Origin of the sequence: Streptoverticillium olivoreticuli subsp. olivoreticuli (assembly GCF_003391135.1) — a bacterium.
GTDB lineage: Bacteria > Actinomycetota > Actinomycetes > Streptomycetales > Streptomycetaceae > Streptomyces > Streptomyces blastmyceticus.
Genome location: NZ_CP031455.1, coordinates 254,729 through 271,079, shown reverse-complemented (window position 1 = coordinate 271,079; position 16,351 = coordinate 254,729). Strand labels below are relative to the sequence as shown.

The 16,351-nt window shown below is 68.9% G+C and carries 14 protein-coding genes; 7 read left to right on the top strand and 7 right to left on the bottom strand.

The window, feature by feature from the left end:
* Positions 1 to 323: 323 nt before the first annotated feature.
* A complete protein-coding gene (locus DXZ73_RS01120; RefSeq protein WP_116209191.1) occupies positions 324 to 755 on the bottom strand; it encodes an OsmC family peroxiredoxin in 432 nt (143 codons plus the stop codon).
* Positions 756 to 1,719: 964 nt separating this feature from the next.
* On the opposite strand from DXZ73_RS01120, the gene DXZ73_RS01115 reads away from it, so the two are divergent.
* The 3 genes from DXZ73_RS01115 to DXZ73_RS01105 all read left to right on the top strand — a co-directional run bounded on the left by DXZ73_RS01115 (position 1,720) and on the right by DXZ73_RS01105 (position 5,407).
* Complete coding sequence (locus tag DXZ73_RS01115; RefSeq protein WP_162889934.1) at positions 1,720 to 3,954, top strand: nitrate- and nitrite sensing domain-containing protein; 2,235 nt, start codon at positions 1,720 to 1,722, stop codon at positions 3,952 to 3,954.
* Positions 3,947 to 4,396, top strand: coding sequence for a roadblock/LC7 domain-containing protein (locus DXZ73_RS01110; protein WP_116209189.1), 450 nt, complete (start codon positions 3,947 to 3,949; stop codon positions 4,394 to 4,396). The genes DXZ73_RS01115 and DXZ73_RS01110 overlap by 8 nt, the downstream gene beginning before the upstream one ends.
* Before the next feature lie 72 nt (positions 4,397 to 4,468).
* Positions 4,469 to 5,407: an ABC transporter substrate-binding protein gene (locus DXZ73_RS01105; protein ID WP_338059103.1), complete on the top strand. Its 939-nt coding sequence runs from the start codon at positions 4,469 to 4,471 to the stop codon at positions 5,405 to 5,407.
* Between the two features lie 59 nt (positions 5,408 to 5,466).
* Here DXZ73_RS01105 and DXZ73_RS01100 read toward each other — a convergent pair whose 3' ends face one another.
* From DXZ73_RS01100 to DXZ73_RS01085, 4 genes are all read right to left on the bottom strand, one after another.
* Positions 5,467 to 6,375: a LysR family transcriptional regulator gene (locus tag DXZ73_RS01100; RefSeq protein ID WP_116209187.1), complete on the bottom strand. Its 909-nt coding sequence runs from the start codon at positions 6,373 to 6,375 to the stop codon at positions 5,467 to 5,469.
* 4 nt (positions 6,376 to 6,379) lie between these two features.
* Positions 6,380 to 7,573, bottom strand: a complete 1,194-nt coding sequence (locus DXZ73_RS01095; protein WP_116209186.1) for a glycine C-acetyltransferase — start codon at positions 7,571 to 7,573, stop codon at positions 6,380 to 6,382.
* A 47-nt stretch (positions 7,574 to 7,620) separates the two neighbouring features.
* On the bottom strand, positions 7,621 to 8,649 hold the full coding sequence (tdh, locus tag DXZ73_RS01090) for an L-threonine 3-dehydrogenase (protein WP_116209185.1): 1,029 nt from the start codon (positions 8,647 to 8,649) through the stop codon (positions 7,621 to 7,623).
* Between the two features lie 195 nt (positions 8,650 to 8,844).
* The gene (locus DXZ73_RS01085; RefSeq protein WP_116209184.1) at positions 8,845 to 10,596 is read right to left on the bottom strand and encodes an alpha/beta hydrolase family protein; all 1,752 of its coding nucleotides are present in this window, start codon (positions 10,594 to 10,596) and stop codon (positions 8,845 to 8,847) included.
* A gap of 205 nt (positions 10,597 to 10,801) precedes the next feature.
* Here DXZ73_RS01085 and DXZ73_RS01080 point away from each other — a divergent pair, with 205 nt between their 5' ends.
* Genes DXZ73_RS01080 through DXZ73_RS01065 form a run of 4 tightly spaced genes read left to right on the top strand, consistent with a single transcriptional unit; the run spans position 10,802 to position 14,392 of the window.
* Positions 10,802 to 11,425, top strand: a complete 624-nt coding sequence (locus DXZ73_RS01080; RefSeq protein ID WP_116209183.1) for a hypothetical protein — start codon at positions 10,802 to 10,804, stop codon at positions 11,423 to 11,425.
* Entirely contained in the window at positions 11,422 to 12,507 is a 1,086-nt protein-coding gene (locus tag DXZ73_RS01075; RefSeq protein WP_116209182.1) for a peptidoglycan-binding protein, read from the top strand. Before DXZ73_RS01080 ends, DXZ73_RS01075 begins: the two co-directional genes overlap by 4 nt.
* Positions 12,504 to 13,193, top strand: coding sequence for an ABC transporter ATP-binding protein (locus DXZ73_RS01070; RefSeq protein ID WP_116209181.1), 690 nt, complete (start codon positions 12,504 to 12,506; stop codon positions 13,191 to 13,193). The genes DXZ73_RS01075 and DXZ73_RS01070 overlap by 4 nt, the downstream gene beginning before the upstream one ends.
* Entirely contained in the window at positions 13,190 to 14,392 is a 1,203-nt protein-coding gene (locus tag DXZ73_RS01065; RefSeq protein WP_116209180.1) for an ABC transporter permease, read from the top strand. The genes DXZ73_RS01070 and DXZ73_RS01065 overlap by 4 nt, the downstream gene beginning before the upstream one ends.
* Here DXZ73_RS01065 and DXZ73_RS01060 read toward each other — a convergent pair.
* Both DXZ73_RS01060 and DXZ73_RS01055 read right to left on the bottom strand, forming a co-directional pair.
* Positions 14,384 to 14,911, bottom strand: a complete 528-nt coding sequence (locus DXZ73_RS01060; protein ID WP_162889932.1) for a GerMN domain-containing protein — start codon at positions 14,909 to 14,911, stop codon at positions 14,384 to 14,386. The genes DXZ73_RS01065 and DXZ73_RS01060 overlap by 9 nt on opposite strands.
* The gene (locus DXZ73_RS01055) at positions 14,908 to 16,320 is read right to left on the bottom strand and encodes a sensor histidine kinase (protein WP_240351050.1); all 1,413 of its coding nucleotides are present in this window, start codon (positions 16,318 to 16,320) and stop codon (positions 14,908 to 14,910) included. The genes DXZ73_RS01060 and DXZ73_RS01055 overlap by 4 nt, the downstream gene beginning before the upstream one ends.
* Positions 16,321 to 16,351: the final 31 nt, after the last annotated feature.

Below are 16,351 nucleotides of genomic sequence, written 5' to 3'. Positions count from 1 at the left end.
GTAATCCGCATGAGCATGCTGGAGGCGGTCGAATCCGACATCTGGCCGACCGGCTTACGGAATACAGTGCGGGAGGTTGTCCCAGTGGGCACGGAGGGGCATGGCCGCCCTTTTATCGAGATCGTCTACCGCGTGGCGAAGAGGTTCCTTCTACGTTCTCTGCGGAGAGCACTGGGGAGACCTTCGCCGGGCTGTTGACCGGTGCCGGGTGAATCGGGTCCACCGAATTTCCGCCCGGCGGACGGCAGTTCATCGGGGGAGCGGACACGAGAGGCCGGGCGGTCCGCGGGAACGGCACCGCCCGGCCTCGGCCCTCCGGGAAATCAGTGGGTGAGCAGCTTGGCCTCGAGAGTGATGACCTTGATGCCTGTCAACGCCTGACTGACAGGGCAGTTCTGCTTGGCCTCCTCGGCCGCGGCGTGGAAAACCTCCTCCGGCAGGCCCGGGACGCGGGCCTTGACCGCCAGAGTGATGCCGGTGATGCCCTCGCCGGGCTGGAAGGTCACATACGCCTTGGTGTCGACCGTGTCGACGGTGTAACCCTGCTCGGCCATGCCGTGCGTGAATGCCATGGAGTAGCAGGAGGCGTGGGCCGCGGCGATCAGCTCCTCAGGGCTGGTGGCGGCGTCGGGCCGCTCGGTGCGGGCAGGCCAGTTCACGTCGTACGTGGTTCCGGAGGACTCGAGGGTGACACTGCCCTTGCCCTTGATGAGGTTTCCTTCCCAATGGGCTTCGGCTGTTCGCATGGTTGCCATGGGCGCTGCACTCCTGTGGTTCGGCGAGAAGAGCTCTGATGTCCAAGCTAGGGAGGCCGGCCCGTCTCGTGTATCACCCTTCGGATACCCCGGCCCAACCAATGGTGATCCTGGAGAAGGGGTCACCACCCGCCACTCGTACCCTGCGCTGTTTTAGCGGGCTGTGCGGTCGGGCCTTGCGGATTCTGTGAATCCGGCTTGCCGGACACCGCAAGAAGATGTCGGTGGTGTCGGCATTGTCGGGGCCGTCTTGCCGACGAGCGGAAGTCTTCTTGTGGATACCCGCAAGAAGACGTCGGGGTTCATGGACGTCGGCGGTCGTGCAACGGGGGAACCTCGCGTTCCAGGGCCCGAGCTCAGGGAAGGGACTTGGCATCCGGATTCACCTGGACCACAGAACGGTGCGCCCCACCGGCGGGCACCGTGTCAATGAACGTGCGGAGGTACCCAGCGTTCCGGCCCCCAGGGCCGGCGCGCGGCACCGTCCACGACGCCAGGCACGCCTTCTGTTTTTGAGGGGCCGTTCTCCGGATGGCGGGTCGTGGGCCGACGAGCGTTCTTTGAGAAGAGGGTGTCGCTCAAGAAACGGCTTTGACCTGCAAGAACGCGGAGAGCCACGTCGAGGCGTCCCGACATTCCCGTCCTGAGGGTGTCACCTGATCTCCGACGATCGCGTAGGAATCTTGCGACTCGTCGCAAGTCGGGCGGGCCTCACCTTGCGGTCGGCTGCAAGAAGGGGCGCGGGCGCCGGGCGAAGAGGGACACGGAGTGGAGGGACGTGCATGGTCATCTTTCGGCAACGTTTGTAGACCTCTAGTGAGGCCTGGCGGGGGCATCCCGTTCGTAGCATCACGGAGTCCCGCGGTGTCGTCGGGGCACGAGGATCGCGGACCCGGGGCCACCACTGATCATGAAGAACAAGAAGAACCGTCCGGCAGCAGTCGGGAGAAGCCGTCTTTTCAGAATGGTGCTGCTGCCCCAGGACTGGAAGATCTCGACCCGCATGGCCATCGCGCTTCTCCTGCCCATCGCCCTGGCCCTGGCCCTGGCCGTGTCGGAGATCCGAGGTGCGCTCGAACGGGCCGAGCAGATGAGGACCGGCGAGGAATCCACGAAAATCGTCATCGCGGCGGTGCAGTTGGCACACGCCCTGGAGAACGAGCGGGACTTCGCGGCCCTCGCGGGGCAGGCCAAGGTCGATATGACACCGTATCGAGAGGAAACCGACAGGCTGCTCACCAAGTACCAGGGCCTGGGCTCGGCGGAACTGATGAACCAGGGGATGGTGCAGCGGGTCGCCGACACACAGAAGGGTCTGCAGGGCCTCGCCGAGGTACGGGTCAAGGCGTACACGAAGAACTTCGATTCGGTGGCCACCGACCTGGCGTACGCCAACATGATCACTCCGTTGCTCAGCCTGCCCATGGAGGTCGCCCGCAACGGAGGAAGCAACGCCGCCGACATCTGGGCCCTGAGCTCACTCTCCATCGGGAAGGCATCCATTTCGAGCCAGCGGGCCCTGCTGAACGCGGGCTTCTCGCGCAGGCAGGTCAAGAAGACCGAGCAGAAGGAAGCGGCGTCGCACGGCTGGCTCCAGAAGGTGACCTTCCGCGAGTTCCAGACGGCGGCCCAGCGGAAGGACCTGCAGAAGTTCAAGGAGGCCCTCGACGCCTCCTACATATCCGCGATGGTCGGCAGAGCAGGCACCATCAAGCCGCTGGAAATCGACGTGAACATCGTCAAGGACTGGAACACCTCCGCCACACGGATCATCGACAACCTGCACGAGATCGAGAAGCAGATAGCACTCCGCGTCGCGGACACCGCGGCACACGAGCGGTACGCGGCGCAGCGGACGGCATGGTGGAACGGCGGACTCGTGGCCTTCGCCCTGCTGCTCACCTTCCTGCTCGCGGTCTGGATCGTCCAGGCCACGGTCCGGCAGTTGAGCAGGCTGCGCCGTACCTCGCTGCGGGCGGCACGGCAGGAGCTGCCGGCCCTCGTCACGGCGGTGGCCGACGGCCGTGCCGCCAAGGAGGAGCTGCGCCCGGTGCCCTTGGACCTGGGGACGCGTGACGAGATCGGCGATGTGTCCCGGGCCTTCGAGCAGGTCTTCGGGGAGGCGGTCAAGCAGACCGCCGAACAGGCCGAACTCAGGGCGAGTGTGAACGCCATGCTCGCTTCGATGGCACGCCGCAACCAGGGGTTGGTCTATCGCCAGCTCGAAGTCATCACCGGGATGGAGAGTGAGGAGACGGACCCGGTCGTGCTCGGGAAACTGTTCCGCGTCGACCATCTGGCGACCCGGATGCGCCGGCACGGCGAGAACTTGCTCGTTCTTGCCGGGGAACGCCCTGGGCGAGTGCATCAGGAACCCGCGCCGCTGGTCGACATCATCCGGGCGGCCGCTTCGGAAGTGGAGCAGTTCACCAGGATCGAGATCGTGACGAGCGCCGATGTCTGGGTGAAAGCACAGGTCGTACACGATCTGACCCATCTGCTGGCCGAGTTGATGGACAACGCCACGCAGTACTCGGCCCCGTCCACTCAGGTGGCGGTGACCAGCCGTTCGACTCTGAGCGGCGATGTCCTGATCGAGGTGGAGGACAGCGGCGTGGGGATCGCGGAGGCGACGGTGGAGCGGCTCAACAAGAGCCTCACGCGGACCGCGGCCGTGGACGCCTCGGCGACGCGTCAGATGGGTCTGTACGTGGTCAGCCGGCTCGCCTCCGTCCACGGCATCAAGGCCCGCCTGAGCTCCATGGGCAGGGGCACCACCGCCTCCGTGGTGCTGCCGTCCTCCTGCGTCGCGGTCTCCCGGCCGATGCCGGACCTCGAGCCCGTCCCCGCGCCCGGCCTCGTGCCTGCCCCCGAACCCGCCGCCAAGCCCGTCCCCGCCTGGTCGCAGCAGGCTCCGGCGGCGGAACCGGAACCACGTACCCGGCCTTCCGAGGAACCGCAGGACGAGCCGGAAGCACCCGGCCCTCTTCCCCTCGAAGCGCCGCCGGCGCCGGGAGGACTCCCGCGGCGCACCCCCTTGGCAACACTGCTGGGGCGGAACACGCCGGTTCCGCCCCAGCCGGAAGAGGCGCACGCAAGGGACGCCGCCGAGCTCCGCCGCCGTCTGAGCGGCTTCTACACGGGAGCGAACCGCGCCCGACAAGACCACGACGGCAAGGAAGACCGAGCCGATGACTGACGAAGACGGGATCACGAACACCGTGAGCGGTACCCCCACCGACGTGAACTGGCTGATCGACGAATTCACCACCCGCACCCCGGGCGTGACCAGCACGATTCTTGTGTCGGCGGACGGCCTGACCCTCGCCGACTCCGGCTATCTGGCCGGGGAGAACCTCGATCGTCTCGCCGCCGTCGTCTCCGGAATCGTGGTCCTCGCCCGTGGCGCGGTGTCCATCCACGGCCGGGGCCGGATGAACCAGACGCTGGTGGACATGGACGCCGAGGGAGGGTTCCTCTGCATCATGACCGTCTCCGACGGCTCCGCGCTGGGCGTGCTGTGCGGATCCTCCTGCGACATCGGGCTGGTGGCGTACGAGGCCGCCCGCCTGGTGGACCGGGTGGGACCGGCCCTCACCCCCCAAGTGCGCGCGGGGCTGCGCCAGATGCTCCTCGACTGAGCGCCCGTGGCAAGGAGCGGAGGCCGTGGGCCCGCTCGACCGGACAGACGGAACAACACCTGGTAGTTGGACGTGCATATCTCATACTCCGGCGAGCCGGTACGGCGTCTTCACGTCGTCGCGCTCGCCTTCGCCTCCGTGCTTCTCACCGGCTGCCAGGCTTCCGGCCGGCCGACCGACGCCACAGAGCAGTCCGCCGGCTCTTCTAACCGGCAGGACGCCCCGTTGGCGGGACTGCTCCCCGACAAGTATCAGCGGACAGGTGTGATCCGCGTGGGGATCGACAGCGTTCCCCCGTTGGTCTATCCGGAAGGAGGCAGGACCGTGGGGGTGGAAGTGGACCTCACAGCAGCGCTGGGGAAACTGCTGGGAGTCACCTTCGAGTTCGAGCACGCCGACTTCTCCGAGTTGATCGGCGGGCTCCAGTCCCAGCGCTTCGACCTCGCCATGTCCGGCATCCACGACACGAGGCAGCGCCGTCAGGGAGTGGACGGCACGGGAGCCGATACCGGGCCCGGTATCGACTTCGTGCGCTACTTCACCGCCGGCACCTCGGTCGTCGTCCGCAAGGGACGTGGCCAGAGCATCGCCTCACCCTCTGACGTGTGCGGCCGGAAAGTCGCCGTCCAGCGGGGGACCACCGTCGAGGAGGCCGCCTTGAAACAGGGCCGGACATGCAAGGCCGTGGGCAAGCCGGACATCGTCATGGACAGGTACGAGACCCACAAGGAAGTACTCGAATCCCTGGAACGAGGCAGGGCCGATGCCGCGATGATGGACTACCCGAGCGCCTCTTACACCGCCAACCAGGCTCCCGGCAATGGTGCCTTCGAGGTGGCAGGCGGCCAGATGGACCCGAAACCGTACGGCATCGCCCTGCCCAAGGGTGCCGACAGGCTGCGGGAAGCCGTGCAGTCCGCCCTCAAGTCCGTCATCGACAGCGGTGAGTACACCAAGATCCTCAAGAAGTGGCGGGTCGCCGACGGCGCACTCCGGACCTCCGGCGGCTGACCCGCTCCTTTCTCCGGTCCGGTCAGCAGGAGCCGCCCTCGGGCGCATCGGACCGGACCTCACTTCTGCGGGACGGCCGCCTTCGCGAGAGCGGCCAGCACAGGCCGGAGCAGCGGGTGGGCCTCGGCGCCGCGGCGTACCGCCGCGAAGACACGGCGGGTCGGGGCCGTACCGTCGACCGGGCGGACCACCACGCCCGTGAGGTCCATCCCGCGCAGCGCCGAGCGGGGGACGAGCGCTACCCCCGCCGCGGCGGAGGCGAGGGCGACGACGGCGCGGAAGTCGTCGGAAGAATGCTCCAGAGAGGGTTCGAAGCCGGCGTACTCGCAGGCCAGCATCACCACGTCGTGACAGGGGTTGCCCGGGTACGGGCCGATCCACGGGTCCTTGACGAGGTCGGCCACCGCCACACGCGGTGAGCCGGTGAGCCGGTGGCCGACCGGGAGCACGGCGTCGAACGGCTCGGCGTAGAGGGGAACCCGGGTCAACCGCGGGTCGTCCTTGCCCGGGGCGCCCCGGTACTCGACGGCCACCGCCACGTCCACCTGCCGGTCGAGGACCATCATCAGGCTGGCATCACCCTCGGCGTCCCGGACGCGGACCCGGATGCCGGGCGAGGAGGCGGCGAGCTCCGTGATCGCGGGCGAGACGACCTGCGTGATGCCGGTCGCGAAGGCCGCGACGGTCACCGTGCCCGCCTCGCCCGCGCCGTACGCGGCCAGCTCCGACTCGGCCCGTTCCAGATGTGCCAGCACGGCGTTGGCGTGGGTGAGCAGGATCTCGCCCGCGGCGGTCAGCTGCGTGCCGCGGGCGCTGCGCTCCACCAGGCGGTGGCCGGTCTCCTGCTCGAGGGCGGCCAACTGCTGGGAGACCGCCGAAGGCGTGAGATGAAGCGCGGCGGCCGCGGCCGTGACGGTGCGGTGGTCAGCCACCGCACGCAGGATGTGCAGCCGCCGTGCTTCGATCATGGCCTCAGTTTCGCATGGCGGCCCTCGCGTCGACGAACGCGTCGACCGCGCGGTTGACGTCCTCGGTCGAGTGCGCCGCCGACAGCTGTACGCGGATCCGGGCCTGGCCCTGCGGGACCACCGGGTAGGAGAAGCCGATGACGTACACGCCGCGCTCCAGCAGCAGCTCCGCCAGGCGCGCCGCCTCCGCCGCGTCACCGATCATCACCGGCGCGATGGCGTGGTCGCCGGGGAGCACGTCGAAGCCCTCCTCGGTCATCCGGGTGCGGAACAGCGCGGTGTTGGCGTTGAGACGTTCGCGCAGGTCTCCCGCCGACTCCAGGAGGTCGAGCACCTTCAGCGAGGATGCCGCGATCACCGGGGCGAGCGAGTTGGAGAAGAGGTAGGGGCGCGAGCGCTGGCGCAGCAGGGCGACGATCTCGGCGCGGGCGGCGACATAGCCGCCGGAGGCGCCGCCGAGCGCCTTGCCGAGGGTGCCGGTGATGATGTCGACGCGGTCCATCACGCCGTGCAGCTCGGGGGTGCCCCGGCCGCCGGGGCCGACGAAGCCGACGGCGTGCGAGTCGTCGACCATCACCATGGCGCCGTAGCGCTCGGCCAGGTCGCAGATCTCCCGCAGCGGGGCGACATAGCCGTCCATGGAGAAGACGCCGTCGGTGACGATGAGCTTGCGGCGAGCCCCGTCCGCATCCTTCAGCTGCTGCTCCAGGTCCGCCATGTCGCGGTTGGCGTAGCGGAATCGGCGGGCCTTGGAGAGCCGGATGCCGTCGATGATGGAGGCGTGGTTGAGGGCATCGGAGATGACCGCGTCCTCCGCCCCGAGCAGCGTCTCGAAGACGCCTCCGTTGGCGTCGAAGCAGGAGGAGTAGAGGATCGTGTCCTCCTGGCCGAGGAAGTCGGAGATGCGCTGCTCCAGCTCCTTGTGGACCTCCTGGGTGCCGCAGATGAAGCGGACCGAGGCGAGTCCGTAGCCCCAGCGGTCGAGCGCCTCGTGGGCGGCGGCGACGATCTCGGGGTGGTCGGCGAGCCCCAGGTAGTTGTTGGCGCAGAAGTTGAGGACCTCGCCGGGGCGGCCGCCCGCGGTGACCGCGACGGAGGCGGACTGCGGGGTGCCGATCACGCGCTCGGGCTTGTGCAGCCCCGCGGCACGGATCTCGTCGAGGGTGCTGCGCAGCTCATCGCGAACGGAGTCGAACATGAAGGATTGTCTCCAGAAAACGTGGGAGGAGCGGACGGGGGTGAGGCTCAGGAGGTCCAGTCGAGGATGACCTTGCCGCCGAGGCCGCTCGCGGCGTCCTCGAAGGCGGCCTCGAAGTCCTGGTGCGCGTACCGGCCGGTGATCACCGGAGCGAGGTCGAGACCGCCTTCAAGCAGCACGGACATCGCGTACCAGGTCTCGAACATCTCCCGGCCGTAGATGCCCTTGATCGTGATCATCGAGGTGACGATCCGGGACCAGTCGACGGGGAACTCCTGGGTGGGCAGGCCGAGCATCGCGATGCGGCCGCCGTGCGTCATGTTGGCGATCATGTCGCGCATCGCCTCCGGCCGGCCGGACATCTCCAGGCCGATGTCGAAGCCCTCGCGCAGCCCCAGGAGGCGCTGGCCTTCGGCGATCGGGGTCTCGGCGACATTGAGGGCGAGGCTGACGCCGACCTTCCGGGCCAGCTCCAGGCGCGCCTCGCTGACGTCGGTGATCATCACCTTGCGGGCGCCCGCGTGCCGCGCGACGGTCGCGGCCATGATCCCGATGGGACCGGCGCCGGTGATCAGTACGTCCTCGCCGACCAGCGGGAAGGACAGGGCGGTGTGTACGGCGTTGCCGAACGGATCGAACACGGCGGCGACGTCGAGGTCGACGGGGATCCGGTGCACCCACACATTGGTGGCGGGCAGCGCCACGTACTCGGCGAACGCGCCGTCCCGCCCGACGCCGAGACCGACCGTGGCGCGGCACAGGTGGCGGCGGCCGGCCAGACAGTTGCGGCACGTCCCGCACACCAGGTGGCCCTCGCCGCTGACCAGGTCGCCTTCCTTGATGCCGGTGACGTCGCGGCCGATCTGCGCGACCTCGCCGACGAACTCGTGGCCGAGAGTCAGGGGAGTGTTGATGGTCTGCTGGGCCCAGCCGTCCCAGGCCCGGATGTGGAGGTCCGTGCCGCAGATGCCGGTGCGCAGCACCTTGATCAGGACGTCTGTCGGGCCGATGGCCGGCTCCGGTACGTCCATGAGCCACAGGCCGGGCTCGGACTTGTGCTTGACCAGTGCCTTCACGCGGCGGCTCCCGTGCCTCAAAGTGCTGTGACTTCCCGGGAGCCTCAGGCTTCCCGATCCCAGGTAGGAAGCCTTCCCTACATCGGGCCGCCCGGTCCATCGAGGATTTCTTAACAGCGGCCACAGCTTCCCTTCACGCTCCGCGAGCACCGGGTCGTCCGCCACCGTTCGCCGCCGGAGCCCGGCGCGATTCGCTCAGGGTGCGAGCCGGAGGTCCGCCAGGGCCACATGACCCCGGTCGGTGCGGTTGAAGTCGATCCGGACCTGCGCGATGTTCTTCGTGTCCACACCCTTGAACTGATCCAGCGGGACACGGATGTCATTGAGCATGAAGAGCTTCAGGCCCTCCGGGTCCGTGCTGGTCCAGGGGGCGTCAACGGCATGGCCGTACCGCGCGACGGACACCGAGGCGCTGCGGCCCTTGGTGTCGATCAGGCGCAGGGAGAAGTCCTGCTTCCCTTCTGCGGGATTGCGCGGGTCGCTGGGGTCGACGGCGGCGCGCAGCCGCAGCGTCGGGTAGGCGCTGAAGTCGCGGAACTTCGGCGGTATGTCATTGCACAGCGTTCCCCCGCGCTTGTCCCACGCGGCCTTCAGCATGGCGGGGCCTCCGCCCAGCACCGGCATGGTGTGACCGTAATGGACGTCGTACGCCGCGTCGTGCCCTCCGGCCAGGCAGCTCGGCCACTTCGACGGGTCCGGCTCCTCCTGGTCGATGTCCTCGAATCGGGGCTGCACACACATTTCGGCGTCCAGCCCGCCGGTCACCCCCACTCCGCCGCCGAACTGGTTGTCCGCCAGGCTCCGTCGGCCGGAGAACCTGTTGATGTCGCGCCGTTGCGCTTCCGGCGCCTGGTACGTGACCTGGACATCGCCTGCGGGGGCGTGGACCGGGGCCGCGCCGGTGAGTATCGCGTCCTGGCTCCTGTCGGCCTTGAGATGCCGTTCGAAGAAGGCGCCGACGTATTGGCCGGCGATTTCGCGCTGGCGGTTCTCGCTGAGCCGGATCGCCGCCCCGGGCTCGCAGCCGGATCCCGGCTCGGCGATGGACGCGTCGTCCTTGGCCCCGGGGAGCCGGCTGCTGGGGGACCACGTGGTGTTGAAGAAGTTGTGATTGCCGCCCGGCACGGTGAACACGTACTTCGGCCCGGGGCCGGACCGGTAGCGGCTCTTGTCGAAGGGCCGCATCCCGTTCAGGTCTTTGAGATCGCCGTCGCAGGTGGGCAGCATCACTGCCATGGGCTGTTCGACCGCGGCAGGTTCCCCCATGGATCCCGGCGCCATCAGGAAGAGAGCCTTGACGGGCGCCTTGATCTGCTCGATGTCCGAGCTTCCCGCCATTGCCAGGGCAACCGCCTCGCCGCCCTGGGAATGGCCGAACAGCCCGATGCGCTTCAGGTCAGCGGCACGGGCGAAGGCGCGATCGCCACTTGGGGTCTGCCACTTGCGCCACAGCGCGAGATGTTGATTGATCATCTTTCCGCCAAGTACCTCGGCCGCCCCGGTGGCCGTCAAACCGTTGATCCCGATCGACACCACCACATTGCCGCGCGCGGCCAGTTCCCTGCCCAGATAGTCGTAGCCGCGGTGGCTGGGGAGCGGCTGTGCACCCGTCGGACAGGGCCAGGCCACCGAGGACTCCTCTCCCGTCGCACAGGTGTCGTGACCGCCGTGCAGCATGACGATGACGGGAAACTTCCTGCCCGGCGCGCCTTCGGGGTAATACGCGACCCCTTGGATCTCGGCCTTGACGTCGCCTTCGAAGGCGGTCGGCCCCAGGTCGTAACTGTCCCGTGCGACGGGGTGGCGCTGGTCGGCACCAGGCCGTCCCGGGCCCGGCGCCGTAGGACCTGCCTGGCCCGCCTGGGCCGGCGCGGCGGTGCCGAGGACAGCTGTGACGCTCAGGAACGCAAGGACCGACCGGAGTGAGCGCAGAGCGGCAACGGACATGGGAACCTGCCTTTCGGACACGGGGGAGTATCGGTGGCCACACGCTGTCGCCGCCACATCGCGAGAACCTCATCGGTACTTCATGGCCGTGTAACAACCGCGTACCGAGGCCGGTTTGAGCGCCGAGGCCCGTTCTCCTCTGCCGGTGGGAGCGGCGGGGCTGTTACACGGCCATGAAGTACCGATGCGGTCGTCATGATCTGCGATGGCCAGGCTGCAGGGCATGCAGAAACTCACTCGTCCCCGGGCGGCCCGTCTGGGCGTGCTTGCCGTGCTTCCCATGATCTGCGTTGTCACCGCCTGCGGGGGTGGTGGCGCCTCCGACGACGGTGTGGCCACCGCACAGTCCTCACCGGCCAAGGGCAGCGAAAAGGACCGGCCCCGCACGGGCACCGACCAGGCGACACAGAAGAAGCTGGAGGATGCGTACCTTTCCTGCATGCGCAAGAACGGGATCAACCTGCCCGACATCAAGCCCGGGCAGGGGCTGGAAAAGCCGAGTGCGGATTCCGGGTATTACGATTCCGATGGCGAGAACGGCGTCTCCGAGCTGGGCCACAAGGCCAACAAGGCGTGCGAGCCCGATCGGGTCAAGTGGGCTGAGGCAAATGACAAGCTCGCTGCCGACCCGAAGGCACAGGCCGAGAGCAAGAAGAAGATCCAGGAGTACGCCGACTGCCTGCGCGACAAGGGCGTCAAGGTCAACGACCCCAAGGACGGCGGCGCACTGTTCGACGACGCGGGCAAGGCGCTGGAAGACCCCAAGTTCAAGGCCGCCGATCCGGTCTGCCGCCAGAAGGCATACGGCAATGACGGGGCGCAGGAATGACCAGACCTCCGCGCAAGGCGGTGCTGGGCGTGGCATCGGCGATGCTGGTGCTGGCCGCCGGGGGCGGCGCCTGTGCCGTGTACGGCACTGGTGGAGACGGGAAGCCTGCTGTGAACAACGCCCCGGTGACCACCGCGAAGGTGACGAGGTCCGATCTCGTCACCAGCACGTCGTTCTCCGGAACCCTCACCTATGCCTCGCAGCGAGATCTCAAGGCCGGTGCCGCAGGCACCGTCACCGCGCGGCCGCCGAAGGCCGGTGACACGATCCGCCGTAATCAGCCGCTGTACGAGGTGGACCGGGTGCCGGTGGTGCTCTTCTACGGCGAGGTGCCGATGTACCGGGAGTTGAAGAAGGGCGTGGACGGCATCGACGTCGTCCAGCTCACCGAGAACCTGCGGGCGCTGGGCTACGACGGCGTCTCCGGAGCGGGCAAGTTCGACGCCGGCACAGAAGCCGCTGTCAAGCGCTGGCAGAAACGACTGGGCGTCGAGCAGACCGGGGTGGTGAAGCCGGAGCACCTGGTCTTCCTGCCCGGTCAGGTTCGCGTGGCCGACGCCAAGGCACAGTCCGGCGACAGGATCGAGGCCAATGCTCCGGTGCTCACCCTGAGCTCGGCCAAGCGGGTCGTCACCGCGCAGGTCGAGGACGCGATGCGCGCCAAGCTGAAGCAGGGCTCGGCAGTGAAGGTTTCCGTTCCCGGTGCCGGCGAGAAGCCGGGCCGGATCACCAAGATCACGCTGGCTGCGGCCGAGAGCGGCGCCGACACTCCGTCCGGAGCGGCATCCGGGGGAAAGCCCAAGGCCACGGTCGAGATCACCCTCGACGGTACGGTCGGGGCGTCGGTGCAGGACCGACTGCCGGTCACGGTGGCTTTCGCCGACCAGGTGACCACGGACGCGCTGACCGTGCCGGTCGAAGCATTGGTAGCACTGAGCGAAGGCGGGTACGGCGTGCAGGTCGTCACCGGCTCGGCCAAGAAGACGGTGCAGGTCACACCCGGTACCTACGCCGACGGCAAGGTCGAGCTCACAGGCTCCGCCCTGACCGAGGGCACCCTGGTGGAGGTGCCCTCGAAATGACCCTCGAGCCGGTCATCAGCCTGTCCGACGTCGTGAAGTCCTACGGTGACCTCACCGTCCTGCACGGAGTGGATCTCCAGGTGCGACGCGGTGAGCTGGCGGCCATCGTCGGCCCCTCGGGATCGGGAAAGTCCACCCTGCTCAACTTGATCGGCACCCTGGACCGCGCCACCTCCGGCACGATCCGGGTGGCCGGGCAGGACGTGGGGGTACTCGACGACCAGCAGCTGTCCGCACTCCGTGCGCGGCACCTGGGTTTCATCTTCCAGCAGTACCACCTGGCACCGGGGCACAGCGCCCTCGACAACGTCGCCGACGGCATGCTCTACGCCGGACTCCCACAGCGTGAGCGCCGGAAACGGGCCGCGATCGCACTGGAACGCGTCGGGCTCGGCCACCGTGCCCGGCACCGGCCGTACGAACTGTCCGGTGGCGAGAAGCAGCGGGTGGCGGTGGCCAGAGCGGTGGTCGGCGAGCCCGATCTGATCCTGGCCGACGAGCCCACCGGCGCACTGGACACCAAGTCCGGGGAGTCCGTGATGGGCGTCCTGCGTGACCTGAACGCCGACGGGGCCACCATCGTGATCATCACGCATGACCAGGAGATCGCAGCCTCGCTGCCCCGTCAAGTGCGGGTCCGCGACGGTGAGATCGTCGACGACCGCGGACCGGTGATCGCGGCGTGAGTGACGTTTCGCTGCACCCCGCCCGGCTCGGCCCGCGTGACGTCCTGCGCGTCGGCGCGGTCGGGCTGCGTACCCGCCCGGTGCGCGTCTTCCTGTCGGCGCTGGGCATCGCGATCGGCATCGCCACCATGGTGGCCGTCGTCGGCATCTCCACTTCCAGCAAGGCCGACCTGATGGCCGAACTCGACCGCCTCGGCACCGACATGCTCACCGTCGAGGCGGGCGCGCCCCTGAACGGTGGCGACGGGGCACCGAAGCTGCCCAAGGAAGCGGTGGCGATGGTGTCCAGGATCGGACCCGTGCACAAGGTCAGTGCGATCGCGCTGCTCAAAGACACCACGATCCGCCGAAACGAGCTGGTTCCGCCCGAACGCAACGGCGGGATCAACGTGATGGCGACCGACCCGGACCTCCTGGGCGCGGTCAGCGGCGGCATGGCGCACGGCCGCTGGTTCACCTCCGCCACCGCCGCCTACCCCACAGTCGTCCTGGGCGCGTCGGCTGCGACGCGGCTGGGCGCCTCGCCCGGCGAACTGGTCTGGATCGGTGAGGACCGCTTCACCGTCATCGGGGTGATGCGGCCCCTCGAACTCGCCGTGGACCTCGACACGGCGGCCCTCGTCGGCTGGGGGGCGGCAGAGAAGCGCCTGAGTTTCGACGGGCATCCGACCCGGCTCTACGAACGCTCCAACGACGAGGCCGTCGCCTCGGTCCGCGCCGTCCTCACTCGCACGGTCAACCCCCAGGCACCCGAAACCGTCCAGGTCAGCCGCCCCTCCGACGCCCTCACGGCGAAGGAGGCCGCCTCCGGCTCCCTGACCGGCCTCATGCTGGGCCTGGGCGCGGTGGCGCTGCTCGTCGGTGGGGTCGGGGTCGCCAACACCATGGTCATCTCGGTACTCGAACGCCGTCAGGAAATCGGCCTCCGCCGCTCCATGGGGGCGACCCGCGGCCAGATCCGCATCCAGTTCCTCACCGAGGCCCTGCTGCTGTCCGGGCTGGGCGGGGCGGTCGGTGCCCTGCTCGGCGCCCTCGCCACCTTCGGCTTCGCGGCCGTCCAGGGCTGGCCGGCGGTGGTACCCGCCTGGGCGCTCGGAGGGGGGCTCGGTGCCACGGTCGTCATCGGCATGGCCGCCGGTCTCTATCCGGCCGTCCGGGCCTCGAGGCTCTCACCGACCGAGGCGCTAGGCTCAGGCTGACGGGCCCGGCGCGGTGGGATAGTCGGCGCAGCGGTGCGGACCGCTGCGCCGGCCACCGCCGCTGAGCGTCACCTCGATCTGGGCGATGTCCCCCCGCCGTACGGCCTCCGCGCTCCAGGCGGTGCATACCAGCTGGCCCACCGCGAGTTTCGACAACCGCGACACGTCATGAGGCAGTGTGAGGGTGAGCGGACCCTTGTCCTTCCCCTGAGCAGTCACTTCCGGGAGCTGCCCGGCCGTCATCTCGGGCAGGGCCGTATCCAGGTTGGTGGCACGTACGAGCTCGGTCGGCCCGGCGAGCAGCGACCGCACCGCCTGCTCGGCGGAGGGCTCCGAGGGCTGCTTGGCGTACTCGGCCCCCACGGAGGCGCGCAGCCGACCGTCGTGGGTGACCCAGTACAGCCGGGGGATCGCCGTCACCTCCGCGGGCGTACCGTCGAGCCTGTCGGGTCCGGCCGTACCGATTCCGCAGCCGGTCGCCAACAGGCCGCTGACCAGCGGAATCCAGAGTTTCCTCACGACCTTGACCCTTCGTCGTTCTGCTCCGGGCCCCGGGAAGGCAGCCGTACGGTGAATACCGCGCCGCCCTCCGGCCGGTTCGCGGCCGTCAGCTCGCCGCCGTGCAGCAGGACGTTCTCCCGCGCGATGGCAAGCCCCAGCCCGCTCCCCTCGGACCTCGACCGCGCGGTGTCCGCCTTGTAGAAGCGGTCGAAGAGATGCGGCAGCGCGTCCCCGGGAATACCGGGCCCGCTGTCGGCCACCTCGATCACCACGTCCTCCGCCTCGGACCGCAACGTCACCGTCACCGGCTCACCGCCGTGGCGCAGAGCGTTACCCACCAGGTTGGCCGTGATCACGTCCAGGCGGCGAGGATCCAGCCCGGCCCGTACCCCCTCCGGGAAACAGGTGCGTACGCGCTCCTGCCAGCCCCTGGACTGCACCGTGGCTGTGATCTGCCGGGCCACGTCCAGTTCCTTGCGCCGCAACTCGGCGGCCCCCGCGTCGAAGCGGGAGATCTCCATCAGATCCGAGACCAGCCGCACCAACCGCCGCGTCTCCGACCCCACCAGCCCGGCAGCCGTCGCGGCATCGCCCCGCATACTGGGCGCCTCCTCTTCCAGGACGTCCGTCACCGCGGTCATGACCGACAGCGGGGTACGCAGCTCGTGCGAGACATCGGCGGCGAACCGCCGTGCCTTGGCTTCCATGCCCCGCAGTTCCTCGACGGTGGACTCCAGTTCCCGCGCCGATTTGTTGAACGTACCTGCGAGATCGGCCAGCTCGTCCTTCCCCTTCACGGCCACCCGGGTATCCAGCCTCCCCTCGGCGAGATCCCGGGCCGCTCGTCCCAGGTCCCGCACCGGACGCAGTACCCGGCGCGCGGACAGCAGCGCGAGCAGGATCGCCGCCAGCGCCACCGGCAGCGCGCCGTTACGGGCCGCGTCCAGGACGGCTGTCGTGTCCTCCTGTTCGGTACGCAGCGATGCCGTCAGATACACCTCGACCGGCGCAGAGGCTTTCGCGCCCGTAGGCTGCTTCACCTTCACGGGCGCACCCACCACCAGCCAGGGAACACCGCCATCGACCACCCGCTGGTAGCCATAGCTGTTCTGACCGCGCACCCGGCCGCGCAGCTCATCCGGGACCGGCACCCCGGACGCCGACGCGTCACCCGCCAAGTGCGTCGTGCTCTGGACGACCCGCACGCTCGCCTGCCGGGTACGGGGGACGAGCCGATCCATGAAACGAGCCAGATCGGCCTCATTGGCGGGCCAGGACAGAGTGGGCGCGAGAGCGGCCACCTGATTGCGGAAATCGCTGGTGAGCGCCGACTGCGACCGGTCCAGGATGCTGCTGCGTGCCTGCCGGTAGGTGAGGACGGCTGTCGCCGTCGTGCTGAACGCAGCCAGCAGCACGAACGCGGTCACCAGCCGGGCCCGCAACCCCCGCGGCCTTCCC